General features: G+C 52.3%; 11 protein-coding genes. 5 read left to right on the top strand and 6 right to left on the bottom strand.

Annotated features, from left to right (window positions below; genetic code table 11):
- Positions 1-213 precede the first annotated feature (213 nt).
- The 3 genes from KKH3_RS00565 (at position 214) to dkgA (ending at position 3,344) form a co-directional block, all read left to right on the top strand.
- Complete coding sequence (locus KKH3_RS00565) at positions 214-954, top strand: NADPH-dependent oxidoreductase (RefSeq protein WP_039354734.1); 741 nt, start codon at positions 214-216, stop codon at positions 952-954.
- A 3-nt stretch (positions 955-957) separates the two neighbouring features.
- Positions 958-2,121 carry an alcohol dehydrogenase gene (gene yqhD, locus KKH3_RS00560; RefSeq protein ID WP_039354733.1) on the top strand — a complete coding sequence of 388 codons (1,164 nt, stop codon included), beginning with the start codon at positions 958-960 and terminating at the stop codon, positions 2,119-2,121.
- 395 nt (positions 2,122-2,516) lie between these two features.
- Entirely contained in the window at positions 2,517-3,344 is an 828-nt protein-coding gene (gene dkgA / locus KKH3_RS00555; RefSeq protein ID WP_039354732.1) for a 2,5-didehydrogluconate reductase DkgA, read from the top strand.
- Positions 3,345-3,386: 42 nt separating this feature from the next.
- Here dkgA and KKH3_RS00550 read toward each other — a convergent pair whose 3' ends face one another.
- The 6 genes from KKH3_RS00550 to KKH3_RS00525 form a co-directional block, all read right to left on the bottom strand.
- The gene (locus tag KKH3_RS00550) at positions 3,387-4,124 is read right to left on the bottom strand and encodes a GntR family transcriptional regulator (RefSeq protein ID WP_039354730.1); all 738 of its coding nucleotides are present in this window, start codon (positions 4,122-4,124) and stop codon (positions 3,387-3,389) included.
- A 335-nt stretch (positions 4,125-4,459) separates the two neighbouring features.
- On the bottom strand, positions 4,460-5,875 hold the full coding sequence (ftsP, locus tag KKH3_RS00545; RefSeq protein WP_039354728.1) for a cell division protein FtsP: 1,416 nt from the start codon (positions 5,873-5,875) through the stop codon (positions 4,460-4,462).
- 88 nt (positions 5,876-5,963) lie between these two features.
- Positions 5,964-6,701, bottom strand: coding sequence for a 1-acylglycerol-3-phosphate O-acyltransferase (locus KKH3_RS00540; RefSeq protein ID WP_039354726.1), 738 nt, complete (start codon positions 6,699-6,701; stop codon positions 5,964-5,966).
- Between the two features lie 150 nt (positions 6,702-6,851).
- Positions 6,852-9,122: a DNA topoisomerase IV subunit A gene (gene parC, locus KKH3_RS00535; RefSeq protein WP_039354724.1), complete on the bottom strand. Its 2,271-nt coding sequence runs from the start codon at positions 9,120-9,122 to the stop codon at positions 6,852-6,854.
- A gap of 189 nt (positions 9,123-9,311) precedes the next feature.
- Entirely contained in the window at positions 9,312-9,815 is a 504-nt protein-coding gene (locus tag KKH3_RS00530; RefSeq protein ID WP_039354722.1) for an SUKH-3 domain-containing protein, read from the bottom strand.
- A gap of 112 nt (positions 9,816-9,927) precedes the next feature.
- Positions 9,928-10,263: a DUF2314 domain-containing protein gene (locus KKH3_RS00525; RefSeq protein ID WP_039354720.1), complete on the bottom strand. Its 336-nt coding sequence runs from the start codon at positions 10,261-10,263 to the stop codon at positions 9,928-9,930.
- A 251-nt stretch (positions 10,264-10,514) separates the two neighbouring features.
- Here KKH3_RS00525 and KKH3_RS00520 point away from each other — a divergent pair, with 251 nt between their 5' ends.
- Both KKH3_RS00520 and KKH3_RS00515 read left to right on the top strand, forming a co-directional pair.
- The gene (locus KKH3_RS00520) at positions 10,515-12,917 is read left to right on the top strand and encodes a TonB-dependent receptor domain-containing protein (protein ID WP_039354718.1); all 2,403 of its coding nucleotides are present in this window, start codon (positions 10,515-10,517) and stop codon (positions 12,915-12,917) included.
- 449 nt (positions 12,918-13,366) lie between these two features.
- The gene (locus KKH3_RS00515) at positions 13,367-14,917 is read left to right on the top strand and encodes a BglG family transcription antiterminator (protein WP_080756511.1); all 1,551 of its coding nucleotides are present in this window, start codon (positions 13,367-13,369) and stop codon (positions 14,915-14,917) included.
- The last annotated feature ends 25 nt before the right edge of the window (positions 14,918-14,942 follow it).

The raw sequence follows: 14,942 nt of genomic DNA, 5'->3' as shown, positions 1-14,942 counted from the left end.
ATAGTGTTATCCCGCTACTGGTTCGCTTTTCCTGCCCGAAGCCTCTCTCCTGACAGAAGAAACAAAATGACATACCTACGAATTATTATCACCCTTTTCTCCTGTGTTTTGGAGAAATAGGCAATAACCAAACAGAAATGTGCATTGAACGTCTTACGTGGGTTGATGACAATATTGAGCATACCGCTATCTCCTCATACTACGGGAAAAGACATGAATAAAACGATTGAGCTGTTCACCTCACACCGCAGTGAACGTAGCTATCTTGATAAAGCGATTCCCGATGACGTGCTGGATGCCATTATTCAGTCTGCCCATCTGGCACCGACGTCCGTGAACTCTCAGCAGGTCTCGCTCATCGTCACCCGTGACCCGGAACGTAAAGCACGTATTGCCGAATTGGCCGGCGGCCAGCCGTGGATTGCCAAAGCGCCCGTCTTCATTACCGTAGTGCTGGACATGCATAAAACACAGGTCGGGATTGCCATGAGCGACAAACAGCAGCACGCGCATGAAAGCATAGAAAGCCTGATCGCTGGCACCACAGATGTCGGCATCGCGCTCGGCACGCTGATGGCCGCCGCACGCTCATTCGGACTGGGCATCGTCCCAATTGGCGGTATCCGTCGCGACCCACAGGCGATGATCGATTTTCTTGAACTGCCTGAACTGACGTTCCCCGTTGCAGGCGTCGCTATTGGCTATGTTGATACCCCAGCGCATCAGAAACCGCGCCTGCCGCTGAATTCCTTCCGCCATGATGAAAGCTATCATCAGGACGTTCTGCCTGCGGCGATTGAGCAATACAACCAAACGCTGGTGGCACACTGGCAGCAAACCGGCCGCGCAGACGGCGACAACTGGGGTGATAACACCGCCAGTTACTATCAGCACATCTACTTCCCGAAAGTCTTGCCCGCGATCCTCCAACAGGGCTTTAAACTGGATAAATAACTCATGCTAAATTTCACACTTCATACCCCTACCAAGATTTTGTTTGGCGAAGGCCAAATTGCTGAATTAGGCAAAGAAATTCCTGCCGATGCCCGCATCCTCATCACCTACGGCGGCGGCAGCGTGAAGCACAATGGCGTGTTGGATCAGGTTTACCGCGCCTTAGAAGGCCGCAACGTACGCGAATTTTCCGGCATTGAGCCTAACCCGACTTATGAAACACTGATGAAAGCCGTCGAGGTCGTCCGGGCAGAGAAGATTGATTTCCTGCTGGCGGTTGGCGGTGGTTCTGTGGTTGATGGCACGAAATTTATCGCGGCTGCCGCAGATTATCAGGCCGCGCAGGATCCGTGGCACATTCTGCAAACCGGTGGGGCGGAAATCGATCGCGGCGTCGCGATGGCAGCCGTGCTCACCCTGCCAGCGACGGGCTCGGAATCCAACAACGGGTCAGTCATCACCCGTAAATCGACCAACGATAAGCTCGCTTTCCGCTCACGCCACACGCAGCCCCTTTTCGCAGTGCTTGACCCGGTCGTGACGTACACCCTGCCCGCTCGCCAGATCGCAAACGGCGTGGTCGACGCCTTCGTTCACACCGTTGAGCAGTACCTGACGTATTCCGTCGATGCCAAAGTACAGGATCGTTTTGCGGAAGGTTTACTGCTGACGCTGGTTGAAGAAGGCCCGCGCGCACTGGCTGAACCGGAGAACTACAAGGTCAGAGCCAATGTAATGTGGAGCGCTACCATGGCGTTGAATGGCCTGATTGGCGCAGGCGTGCCGCAGGATTGGTCAACCCACATGCTGGGACACGAATTAACGGCGCTGCACGGTCTTGACCATGCCCAGACGCTGGCTATCGTTCTGCCTGCCATGCTAACAGCAAGAAAAGCCCAGAAGCGCGACAAACTGCTGCAATACGCCGAGCGCGTCTGGAATCTGCGTGACGGTAGCGAAGATCAGCGCATCGACAACGCGATTGCCGCCACGCGTGATTTCTTCGAGAAAATGGGCGTGCCAACCCGCATGTCTGACTATCAGTTGGATGGCAGTTCCATTCCAACGCTGGTCGCCAAACTCGGCGAACACGGCCTAACTGCGCTAGGCGAGCACCGCGACATTACGCTAGAAGAAAGCCAGAAGATTTACGAAGCGGCGCGCTAAGCCTCTCCGTCCCCATCATTCGAATGACAGGAGAAAACGCTATCGTTTAAATAACACGTATACCCTCACCTCAATGCTGTGTCTGTTAAGGGGAGCCGCTCGGCTAATACTGATCACTTAAGCCTGTTATTAGGGAAACATAGGGGGAGGTTCCCGCAGGGAGGCCTCCCCCTGTGGTCGCCCCGTGTATCTCGATGCTTAAACGATCGGCATGAGCCAATCGGCTCCCTTTATCATCAGGCAACGTATAACCGATGCATTTTTCTACTAGAATGAAATCATATGCCTGTTCCTGCTAGGGATCACGTTCCGCTATGTCCGTGATATGAACAGGCCGCCCATCCAGTTAACCCTATGATACGCTTATGGATTAACGGATATAAAAGGAGAATGAGATGACGCAACCGAAAGTTAAGCTGGCGGACGGCAATATCATGCCCCAGTTGGGCCTTGGTGTCTGGCGAGCAAGCAGTGAGGACACAGTGATCGCCGTGACTGAAGCCTTGTCCATCGGTTATCGGGCGATCGATACCGCCGCAATCTATAAGAACGAAGAAGCCGTCGGTCAGGCACTGAGTTCCGCGAATCTGCCGCGTGAAGAAGTATTCATCACCACCAAGCTCTGGAATGGCGATCACACCGATCCCCAAAAGGCGCTGGAAGAGAGTCTGAGAAAACTTCGGTTAGATTACATCGATCTCTACCTGATTCACTGGCCGCTCCCGCAACAGAACACCTTCGTGGATGCCTGGCGCGGGCTCATCAAACTCCAGGAACAAGGTCTGGCGAAAAGTATCGGCGTCAGTAATTTCCATATTCACCACTTACAGCGGTTAAAAGAAGAAACGGGCGTCTTGCCGGTTATCGATCAGGTGGAGTTACATCCTCTGCTCCAGCAAAGGCAACTTCATTCCTGGAACGCCACACACCATATCCAGACAGAATCCTGGAGCCCGCTGGCGCAGGGTGGCGAAGGCGTCTTTGACCACCCTATTATCCGTAAACTGGCAAGCAAATACGGAAAAACGCCAGCACAGATCGTGATCCGCTGGCATCTGGACAGCGGGCTGGTGGTGATTCCTAAATCGGTGACGCCTGCACGCATCAAGGAAAACTTCGAGGTGTTTGATTTCCGTCTGGATAAAGACGAACTGGGGGAAATTGCCAAGCTGGACAGCGGGAAGCGTCTGGGCTCGGACCCTGACGAACCCAGAAACGACTAAGCCGCCGTCGATGCCAGCATTCACCGTGCTGGCATTTTTCTGCTAATCGGCAAACTGAATCTCATACACATCGCTACGGCAATGTGCCTCACTGTATTCCAGCAGTTCACCCCGCTCGTTATAAACATGCAGTTGGCAATACAGCGCAGGTGACGCCACCGCAATACCAAGAAGTTCAGCAACCTCTTCCGCACAGGCAATCGCTTTGAAACGATAGCGTTTTTTGTCCGGCGTGATGCCACGCGTCACCCAATATTGATAGAGAGACTGCTCAAGCGCTTCCGGGTCGGGCAGGAATTTTTGCGGTATCCAGGTCGTTTCCAGCGAAACCGGCTCACCATTGCTGAGCCGGACGCGCCGCAGATAAGTGACGGCCTCGCCTTCCGGCAGAGACATTTTTGCGGCGATGGCAGCAGGCGGCACCTGTATTGCCTTTTCTAACCAGAGGCTGCCAGCGACGCCGCCTTGTTTCAATATCAGCGCGGTGAACCCTTCATCATCAGCGCTCAACGCGTAGTTAAGCCGCTGAGCCACTCGGGTTCCCACTCCCTGCTGGCGCACAATCAGCCCTTTTTCTTCCAGCAGAGACAGGGAACGGGAAACCGTTACGCGCGACAATCCCAACTGCTGCGCAATCAGTCTTTCGGCGGGTAAAAACTGGCCAAATAACGTCTTACGGCGGCCGATTTCTGATTCAAGCAACGACGCGAGCTGCATATAGCGAGGCGCCGACGGCGCTCCAGCCAGTTGATCCCTGACCCAAAGCAGTAATTCCCGCATAGTGCAGCCCTTTTAGTGACGCAGCGTTATGGCTGCGTACAGGTTAAAACAGAAAGTGAACCTGATTTCATCGCGAAACGAAACGCTCTGACGCTAACATTGTTGTAATAAAAAATGTTCTTTTAGCACCAATCAGACCCGAAACTGTACGCGATGCAAAACACCATTCACTCTCAATTAATAGCAACATCAATCTATAAGGTATCGTCCGCACGCCTTCGCATCTTTAATTTTGGTTTGTCTGAATAGAGGCGGATCACATTAAGAAACAGATAAGCATCGCCGTCACATTTGTCACGGCGAGGGTAACGCGGAGAAGCTGTCTATGGGGTGATTTACATCGCAGACTGTACGATAAGCTGCCCCGTCGAGCCACGATCGGCCAGTTCCAGCGTCTGGCTGTAATACAGGAAGGGGAACGCCATTGAGGAAGGCTGCGTGAAATAAACCAGCAGCTCGACATCGTTATCCACCCACACCGTATCTTTCCAGCCGCTGTCTTCCACCACCGGAGGGCCACCATTCGCGCTGCGAACCAGGAATTTGACGCCCTGAATATGGAAAGCCTGCGGCGTGTCCGCATGGATTATCCAGCGCTCACAGCGGCCAAGCTGGGTTTGCACATCGGCGCGCGTCATGTCCCACATCGCGCCGTTGATACCGGGCAGACTGTCACCCAGACGGAACTCGCGCGTGCGGCTGATGCTGCCTTCAATGATGTTGTCGGCCAGCAAACGCATAGGCAAGTTGTCCGTGACTAATGGCAACAGACCCGTCGGTTTCAGCGTGAGTATTTGAGTCGAAATCAGGATGCTGGAAGGCTCAAACAATCCGCGCAGACGATCCATAATCCCGGCCGACTCGCCTGCCGCCAACGTAACCTCTTCGCCTTGCGACATGTCGATCAGGATTTCGCGCCGTTCGCCGGGCGCAAGAGAAAGCTGGTTCACCGCCATTGGCGCGGGTAATAGCCCTTGATCGCTGGCGATCACATGCATCGCCCGGCCATCGCTCAGCCGCATCACATAACGCCGGGAGTTCGACGCATTCAGCAATCTCAGGCGAACCCAGCCACGGGAGACTTCAACAAACGGATTTTGCACACCGTTAACGAGCAGCGAGTCCCCCACAAACCCGCCGTTAGAAGGTGGGTTATAGAGAGGGACACCAAAGTTATCCAGTCGTTTATCCTGAATAATCAATGGGAAATCATCAACACCGTAGTGATTGGGAAGCGGCAGGGATTTACTGGCACGGTCTTCTACCAGCCATAGTCCAGCCAGCCCGTTATAGATATGTGGAGCCATGCGATTCGGTGTATTCGCATGATACCAGCAGGTCGCCGCAGGCTGACGAACGGGTAACACTGGCGACCAATCGGTTCCCGGAGAGATGATGCGAGCCGCGCCGCCCATCAGCGGCCCCGGCACCTGCAACCCGCCGATCGTCATCGCGACAGGTTCATTCAGGCGGTTACTGTAAATCAGCTTAACATCGTCGCCGTCATACACTCGCACCGTCGGCCCTAAATAACGGCCGTTGATTCCCCAAATGGAGGTCTTGCGGTCACCGGAGAATGCCCAATGGGCACGCTGCATCGTCAGAAAAAGCGGCTGGCCTCGGCGCGACTCCAGTAATGGCGGTATCGGCAATGCGGCGGGACTCCCACTGGCTTTCGCTGCCAGCGGCGTCATACCCGCACATAACGCAAGACCCGATGCCTGAATAAACTGACGTCGGCTGAGTGACATAATGACTCCGTAAATCCATTAACCGTAAGCAAAGTTTAACTTCCGATTAGGCATTCGGAAGAAATAGTCGCGTAACCCGAGGGGAAACTTATTTTTTGTCTGCTGCTTCGCGTGCCGCCACTTCCGCATCCAGCTCCGCAATCTTGGCAGCCATCACATCATGGCAATGCGTCGCCAGTTCGCGAACCTGCTCTTTGGTATATGCGCGGGTATCAATAGGCGGCAGCATTTCGACGATAACGAGGCCATTATTCCAGCGGTTCAATTTCACCTTGTTGCTGGTCGTAGAAACGCAAATCGGCACAATCGGCACTTCTGCGCTAATCGCAGCATGAAAGGCACCGGTTTTGAAAGGTAGCAGACCACGTCCACGGCTGCGTGTCCCTTCGGGGAACATCCAGATAGACGTATTGCGCTCTTTAATATGCTTCACGACCTGAGCAATGGTGCCATGCGCTTTAGCGCGGTTTTCACGGTCAATCAGCAAGTTACCCGTCAGCCAATAAAGTGGCCCGAAGAACGGGATCCACAGCAGGCTTTTCTTGCCCACGGTAACGGTACGAGGTTGAACTGCGCTGGATACCGTGACCATATCGTAGTTGTTCTGATGATTCGCGATATAGATGCAGTTGCCGTAATGCGCCGCTTCTTCCGGTATCCGCATTTCCACTTTCAGGCCAAACACGACGGACAAGCGACCAAAAAGATGGCCGAAGGTCGCTACATGGCGGGGATTTCGAGGGCTGAACAGGCAGTAAAACAAGCCAAAAATACAGATCAAAATCGAAAATATAACGACAATAAAAAAACGCAAAATGGATAACATAGCAACCTCATGAGCCGACAGCCGCCGCTAGTATAGCGATTTCGTGCTAAAACACACGGTGATTCAATGTACGACGGGATGGCAACCGGAAACTAAAGAAAGGCGGTATGACACCGCCTTTCTCAACATGCATAGGGCAATACGGAGGCGTTATTCTTCGCTGCTGCCGGTGCTAATTTGCTGCGGTGCATCCACCTCAATCCGGTCGATACGCTGTAGCCCACGCAGCAACGTACCTTTCCGCCCGCGCTCGCCCTGATACTTCTGAAGCTCGTTCGGGCGCAGCACCAGCTTACGCTTACCGAAGTAGAGCGTGACTGAAGCCTGTGGCGGTAGCAGATACAACCAGGTCAGACGGTCTTTTCCTTCCGCAAAATCAGCCGAAGAGATGGACACAATCTTATTGCCCTTGCCTTTCGACAGCTGTGGCAGATCGGAAACCGGGAACAACAGCATTCTGCCTGCGGCGGTGATCGCCATCAGCAGGTTATCGTCGCCTTTGATCTCGATCGGTGCCAGCGCCTTCGCATTATCCGGCAGCGTAATCATCGCTTTACCCGCGCGGTTACGCGCGACCAGATCGTTGAAGGTACAGACGAAGCCGTAGCCCGCATCAGACGCCATCAGCAACAGCTGATCGTCCGCAGCCATCAGCACCTGTTCAATCGTCGCGCCCGGCGGCGGCGTAAGTTTGCCCGTCAGCGGCTCACCCTGACCGCGTGCGGAAGGCAGCGTGATCGGATCCAGCGCGTAGCTGCGGCCGGTGGAGTCAATGAACACCACAGGCTGATTGCTCTTGCCTTTCGCGGCGGCGCGGAAGCTATCGCCTGCTTTGTAGCTCAGTCCGGCAGGATCGATGTCATGCCCTTTCGCGCTACGTACCCAGCCCATTTCTGACAGCACAATCGTAACCGGTTCGGACGGCACAAAGTCGTGCTCGCTCATCGCTTTCGCTTCGCCACGTTCATGCAGCGGAGAGCGACGATCGTCACCATAGGTCTGCGCATCAGACTGAATTTCTTTCTTAATCAGATTGCTGAGCTTACGATCGGATGCCAGCAGCGCTTGAAGCTGATCGCGCTCTTTTGCCAGATCGTCCTGCTCACCACGGATTTTCATCTCTTCCAGCTTGGCCAAATGACGTAATTTCAGCTCCAGGATCGCTTCGGCCTGTGTTTCACTCAGGCTGAACTGGCGCATCAGAACGGGCTTCGGCTCATCTTCCGTGCGGATGATATGAATCACTTCATCGATATTCAGGAACGCAATCAGCAAGCCTTCAAGGATATGCAGGCGCTTGAGCACTTTTTCCAGACGGTAGTTCAGACGGCGGCACACGGTATCGCGGCGGAACACCAGCCATTCGCTCAGGATCTCGACCAGCCCTTTCACGCCAGGGCGACCATCCAGACCGATCATGTTCATGTTAACGCGATAGCTCTTTTCCAGATCGGTTGTGGCAAACAGGTGGTTCATCACCTGATCCATATCGATACGGTTCGAGCGCGGCACCAGCACCAAACGGGTTGGGTTCTCGTGATCGGATTCATCACGTAAGTCTTCCACCATCGGCAGCTTTTTGGCACGCATCTGGCTGGCAATCTGCTCCAGCACTTTGGCACCGGAAACCTGATGCGGCAGCGCGGTAATCACGACATCACCGTCTTCTTTCTTCCAGACCGCACGCATCCGCACTGAACCGCGCCCATTCTGATAGAGTTTGCGCACTTCATCGCGCGGCGTGATGATTTCGGCTTCCGTCGGGAAATCCGGCCCTTGAACATGCTGCAATAACTCGTCCAGCGAGGCCTTTGGATTTTCCAGCAGCATTACCGCAGCAGCAGCGACTTCACGCACGTTGTGCGGCGGAATATCCGTTGCCATCCCGACGGCGATCCCGGTGGTACCGTTCAGGAGAATATTAGGCAGACGCGCAGGCAGCATCTTCGGCTCTTGCATCGTGCCGTCAAAATTCGGGGTGTAATCGACGGTGCCCTGCCCTAACTCCGACAGCAGGATTTCAGCGTATTTGGACAGCCGCGATTCGGTATAACGCATGGCGGCGAAGGATTTCGGATCGTCCGGCGCGCCCCAGTTCCCCTGACCATCCACCAGCGGATAGCGGTAAGAGAACGGCTGCGCCATCAGTACCATCGCTTCATAGCAGGCGCTGTCGCCGTGCGGATGGTATTTACCCAACACGTCACCCACGGTACGGGCAGATTTTTTAAACTTGGCGCTGGCATTCAGCCCCAGCTCGGACATCGCATAGACAATGCGACGCTGCACGGGCTTCAGGCCATCGCCAATGAACGGCAATGCCCTGTCCATGATGACGTACATGGAATAATTTAGGTATGCATTTTCGGTAAACGTGCGCAGCGCAAGGCTTTCTGCGCCGTCATGAGTCATCTCACTCATTTATCTCACTTCCCTCACATCGCGGCGCGATGGTTACGCTTTCCGGCACGCCATAGCGGCGGTATGTTTGGCGGGAATAGTACCTTATCTGATGAGGTGATGTCACAGAGAACAATCTCACAGAGAACCGCGCTGCGGCTCCACATTCGTTATGGCCGATGTGAATCCGACGATTGCCAGAGAAGGTGGCTAGCGGTAGCGGTGAACGCTCGGATGATCTGCGGTAATCGTTTCGCCATATACGGATATTGACGATTGATCGGGGCGCAGCATGGGTTTCCCCTTCAGACCCAGCAGAATACGCTCAACGGCGGCACCAAAAGATGCACCTTCAAACCAGAATGCCTCATGGATAAAACTCATCCCGTAACAAGCGCCCTCGCAGTCCATCAGCAAAGCCGCGTGTGAATGATGGGTCTCGCCGATCAGAATCAGCGTCGTATTCAGAATACCTTGCCACTCGAGCAGCGTGTCATCTTCCTGCAAATCCTCACTGCCGCCAAAAATAATGTCACCGCTGGCGCACTCTTTTCCTGCACCGCTCAGCCCAACCGTTAGCCCGCCGAACGCATGCAGGATGGCAGCAGCCGGATGGTTCTCCGGCACAAACGGCGGGATTGGTTGCTCGCCGGCACGTGGCAAGCCTGCCGCCTGAAACAGTGGAAGAACAGATTCGGGTATTTCAATCGGCATCGTGAGTCATCTCGCGGTGGCAGTGAAGGAAGACGTCAGCGTGTATTTCGCCGTCGCTGGCGGATACGCGTATTGTATCAACCATCAAAACAGCGCACGGCTAGCGATACGGCTATTCACCCTTTCCATAAATGCCAATCACGTGACGAGCATGAAACGTCACACTCTGGCCGCACTGCACGCAATCACTTCCCTTCGGGTCATTATCTAAAACACCTTCGTAAAGCGTCTCGTGCTTTTTCGTCACGTTGACCCACATTCTTTCCACCGATAGATCATCAGCGCCAGCGGTCTCTTCCATACGGAAGATCAATTTAACAAAATCGCCAGGCACCAATGACTCACGTACTGCTTTGTCCGGGATCCAGAATGAATCTGGGTGCTCGCGGTTAAGCGCTTCGCCATCGTCCAGCTCGTAGTGATCGGTTTCATAAGTCGGCAGTTTCATTACACCTCATTGATACATAACGTATACGCGGTCACTTCATCATTAATAGAGAACATACCGTTTCATTAAGAATTATTCATCTTCATTGCAACAACAAATGATAATGCTTAGCATGTTGATAATAATTATCATTTCCACATGATAATTAATGTTATACGTCGTTTTGCATTTCCTTTGCAGACGTTAGCTACCAGCACGCCATATTTCCCCCAACGCCGCTGGCCAGAACAACCTTATAGCAGAGTATCATTATGTTAATTAACAAGAATTTAAATAAAATTCTTCTCACCGGCATCTTGACTGGCGTCGCACTGAACAGCATGGCAGCGGATAGCACCACGAGCAACAACACACTCAGCGAGAAGAATCCAGACACGTCGGCGGCAAAAACGGGACAGACCGACGATGTGATGATCGTTAATGCACCCAAAATCGAGAAAAAAGCGGGTTCGAGTACGACGCTAACTGCCGCAGATATGCAAAAAGAAGGCGGCAATAATTTTGGCACCATCATGCGTTATCAACCTCTGGTGAGCGCAACGGGTTCCAGCGGTGGCAGTAATACAGGGAAAAGCGGCTTCGACCGCGGCGGTTACACGGGCTACAACATTCGCGGCATTGAAAGCAACCGTGTGGCGATCGATACCGATGGTATCGCCCTGCCCAATGCCACAGGCCGTAGCTACGCCAGCCGTGCCGGATTCAATACGTTCGGTATGGGGCGCGACTATATCGATCCTTACGTGTACAGCAGCGTCGATATTGAGTCAGGCGTCACCTCCGCCGAGAATACGATCAACGCACTCGGAGGCAGCGTCTCCTTTCGACCAAAATCTGCTGATGATTATCTGAAAGCGGGCAAGCAGGATTACTTCGGTTTCCAGAGTGACTACGATTCCGCCAACCATGGTTGGCATAACGGCATCACCGCCGCAGGCGGTGATGCCGAGCTACGCGGCGTTGTCGTACTCAGCCGCCGTGACGGCCAGCAAACGCGTAATAACAGCGACGAGGTAGCCGCTTACCCCGCCAACTGGCACTCTAACGCCATTTTGGCATCCGGTATTTGGCAGGCCAATGACGAGCATCAGCTCACCGGTACGCTGGATTATTACCATAAAACCAATCATACCCATTATGACTACTGGGGTAGTCTGCCAAACGACAACAACACCATTTACGGCACGGCGCAACAGAGCAGCGAGACACGCCGCTGGACCGCCAGCCTGAAAGATCGCTGGACGCCCGTCAACAACACGCTGGTCGATCTGGTTGATAGCCGCATTTACTTCCAAAACAGCGAATCACACGACAACACCTGGCTACCAGCAACCACCGGGATGGCGGCGGCAGATAGCCATCGGGTCTATTCTGACTACAACGTCACCACCTACGGCTTTGATACGCATATGGTGAAAAACTGGGATCGCCACGAATTCAGTTGGGGTCTAAACGCCAGCCAAAGCAAAACAGAACGCCCGTTCAGGCAATCGCCTAACCAGACCGGCGCCAATAACATCATGCAGCCTGAAGCCGATAGCGATAGCTATACCGTGGGGGGCTTCGTACAGGATACGATGACGTGGGATCTGGCGGGGCACGCTTTCTCGGTTGTTCCTGCCGTGCGTGCTATTCATCAGCGCACCAAACCGACCAATACGGTTCGCCTGAGCGGTGACGGCAGTGTCATCAGTGAATCTGATGTCAACAAACTGTACGGCAAAGCCAACAGTGATACGCAAGTCCTGCCTTCTCTGAGCTTCCTCTATGACATCACTCCGACGCTGACAACCTATGTGCAGTACCGTCGCGGCGCGCAGTTCCCGGATGCCAGCCAGCTTTATGGCAGCACCAACCTCGACGCCAACTATGCCGGACCGTTCCAGTATGCCTTTATCGGCAATAGCGACCTCAAAACGGAAACCAGCAACAACGTAGAGTGGGGCTTAAAAGGTGAAGCGACGGAGGGAATCACGTTCCGCACCGCGCTGTTCTACAACACGTATAAGAATTTTATCGCCAACACTCGCTACCGTCGTAGCGCTAACCCGGATAAATTTACCAATGTTCCAAGTAACATCAGTACGATATATCAGGCGGAAAACCGCGATAAAGCGTATATCTACGGCGGTGAAGTCAGCAGCAAAATACAGCTAGGCACCTGGTTCCCGGCCGTTGATGGACTCAGCACCACGCTGGCGTTTGGCTACACCAAAGGCCAATCGCAATCTCGTTACCTTGGTGACCGCTATGTCGACCTCGACAGCGTTGCCCCGATGAAAGCCGTGGTAGGTATCGCCTATGACGATCCTTCCCAACGCTACGGTGCCGCCCTGACCTCCACCTTCCAAAAAGGGAAACAGGCGAAGGATACCAGCCGTGAAAGCTATACCAATGCGGGTAATGCGATTGCCGCGTCTAACACAGAGTACATGCGGATCCCCGGCTATGGCATGGTTGACCTGACGGCTTACTATCGCATCAGCAAGAACGTGAAAGTCAACGGTGGCGTATATAACCTGACTGACCGTAAATATTGGGATTACCTCAGCAGCCGCCAGATTGAAACCAACGATCGGCAGGGGCAGTATGACCGCGCACTCTCCGTGCAGCCTGGCCGCTCCTTCCAACTGGGTGTGAATGTGGACTTCTAATCCGCATCACTCGCGATGATGTCGTTAAGGCGAAGCAGTTAAAGGCGATGTGCAATTCAGACATCGCCACCGCAATCAGGCAAGAACACACACCACGGTTTTCTTGCCTTTTTATTTTCCTCCACACGTTTATCCCACCGCATTACGTTTAATTACACCAACATCGTTATTTTCACAGCATTAAATAATGATATGCCGATAAGCATGTCTGACTGAACTCACGTTATAACGTGATCGCGATCTCAATTAATATTCATTCAGCGCTATGTTTTAATTTTGTCCTATTCAGCGGACAGCATTTAGTATTGTCGCTATTCACTATCACGACTAAATTAAACACTACAGAATCATTTTAAAATAAATCAACAGTGAAAATAAAACAGGAAATTATTTAGAAAAAATTATCAATTCGATAAGCATCAGAAAATCTAAAAACTCATGAGGGTAATATGATGCAGCCACTCACCTCCCGTCAGAACCGTTTATTGAAATATCTGTTACAACACCAGGGATATGTAACGGTTAAAGATATTGCACATTACCTGGATGTGTCTGAGAAAACCGTCTATCGCGATATGCAATTTGTTGAAGCCTTCCTTTCTGTCTGGAATATTTATCCAGACAAAAAGGTCGGTGCGGGAATCATGTTAACCACGGATGACGAACGGCACCTCACGCTGCTGGAACAGCAAATTGTCGTGGATGACGGAGATACCGATGCTCTGATCAATAATGCTCGCCGTGTCAAAATCGCCTCACAGTTGTTAAGCGATACGCCTCATGAAACATCCATCAGCAAGCTGTCTGAGCGCTATTTTATCAGCAGCGCCTCTATCGTTAACGATCTGAAAATCATCGAAAGCTGGCTACATCCCCTTGGGCTGTCGCTGGTGCGCAGCCAGAGCGGCACACATATTGAAGGCAGTGAGAATCAGGTGCGGCAGGCAATGGCATCACTCATCAATGATGTCATGCACCATAAAGAACCTGGCCCGCTTAACCACTCTCGTCTCGACCCCGGCAGCTATAAGGCGCTGATTAACTATTTCGGCGAAAAAGACGTCTCCTTCGTCGAATCACTGTTACAGGACATGGAGCAGCAGCTTTCTTATCCGCTCGGTGAGCCTTATTACATCAATATTTTCACGCATACCTTAATTATGATGCACCGTATTGCGCAGGGAAAAGCGCTAATCATGGCGGAAGAATCGGTTCATCAGCAGGTGGATAATCGCATATTCTCTATCGCTAAAAATATGGTTACCCAAATAGAGCAACGCGTCGAGAGTACGCTACCCTCTGATGAAGTCTGGTTTATTTACCAATATATTATTTCCTCCGGCATTGTGATGGAGGAACGTGCGGATAACCAATTGCTTCGCTACCCATTCTCTAACGGTGAATCACGTAAAATCACGCGGACATTGACGCAAATATTTTCTGATTTAATCCATATTGACCTGCGCACAGATAAGTTATTACAAGAGGGACTACTTATTCATATCAAGCCGTTGCTTAACCGACTAAAGTATCAAATACACATTCGCAATCCGTTATTAGACGATATCAAAAGCGAATTTATCGATATTTATGAAATGACTCAGCAAGCTATGAATGAAGTCTGTCAGCAATTTCAATTAAAACCCGTCGCTGAGGATGAAGTTGGCTATCTGACCATTCATTTCCAAGCTGCACTGGAACGCCAAATTGCGCATAAACGTATTCTGGTCGTGTGTTCCAGCGGCGTGGGAACTTCGCACCTGCTAAAAAACCGTATTCTGCGCGCATTTCCTGACTGGATTATTGTTGGCGTTATTTCTGCCAGTAATATGCAGATGTTTTGCCAACAGGAAGATATTGAGCTGATTATTTCCACAATTCATCTGGAAGAACAACACATTCCTGTCGTCTATGTTTCCGCCTTTTTTAATGATGATGACATTAAGCGCGTTACCGAAAAAGTTATCGCTAATCAACTGCATCAGGCCGTACCCCACTGATTATCGGCCGAACGTTAATTTTTCA

The sequence above is a fragment of the Pectobacterium actinidiae genome (genome assembly GCF_000803315.1).
Lineage (GTDB): Bacteria > Pseudomonadota > Gammaproteobacteria > Enterobacterales > Enterobacteriaceae > Pectobacterium > Pectobacterium actinidiae.
This window is presented reverse-complemented; position numbering and strand designations above follow the sequence as displayed.

Coding starts and splice junctions, on each gene's coding strand:
- KKH3_RS00530 (WP_039354722.1), bottom strand. CDS start 9,815: ATGCCGATTGAAATACCCGAATCTGTTCTTCCACTGTTTCAGGCGGCA.
- KKH3_RS00550 (WP_039354730.1), bottom strand. CDS start 4,124: ATGCGGGAATTACTGCTTTGGGTCAGGGATCAACTGGCTGGAGCGCCG.
- dkgA (WP_039354732.1), top strand. CDS start 2,517: ATGACGCAACCGAAAGTTAAGCTGGCGGACGGCAATATCATGCCCCAG.
- parC (WP_039354724.1), bottom strand. CDS start 9,122: ATGAGTGAGATGACTCATGACGGCGCAGAAAGCCTTGCGCTGCGCACG.
- ftsP (WP_039354728.1), bottom strand. CDS start 5,875: ATGTCACTCAGCCGACGTCAGTTTATTCAGGCATCGGGTCTTGCGTTA.
- KKH3_RS00540 (WP_039354726.1), bottom strand. CDS start 6,701: ATGTTATCCATTTTGCGTTTTTTTATTGTCGTTATATTTTCGATTTTG.
- KKH3_RS00525 (WP_039354720.1), bottom strand. CDS start 10,263: ATGAAACTGCCGACTTATGAAACCGATCACTACGAGCTGGACGATGGC.
- KKH3_RS00520 (WP_039354718.1), top strand. CDS start 10,515: ATGTTAATTAACAAGAATTTAAATAAAATTCTTCTCACCGGCATCTTG.
- KKH3_RS00515 (WP_080756511.1), top strand. CDS start 13,367: ATGATGCAGCCACTCACCTCCCGTCAGAACCGTTTATTGAAATATCTG.
- yqhD (WP_039354733.1), top strand. CDS start 958: ATGCTAAATTTCACACTTCATACCCCTACCAAGATTTTGTTTGGCGAA.
- KKH3_RS00565 (WP_039354734.1), top strand. CDS start 214: ATGAATAAAACGATTGAGCTGTTCACCTCACACCGCAGTGAACGTAGC.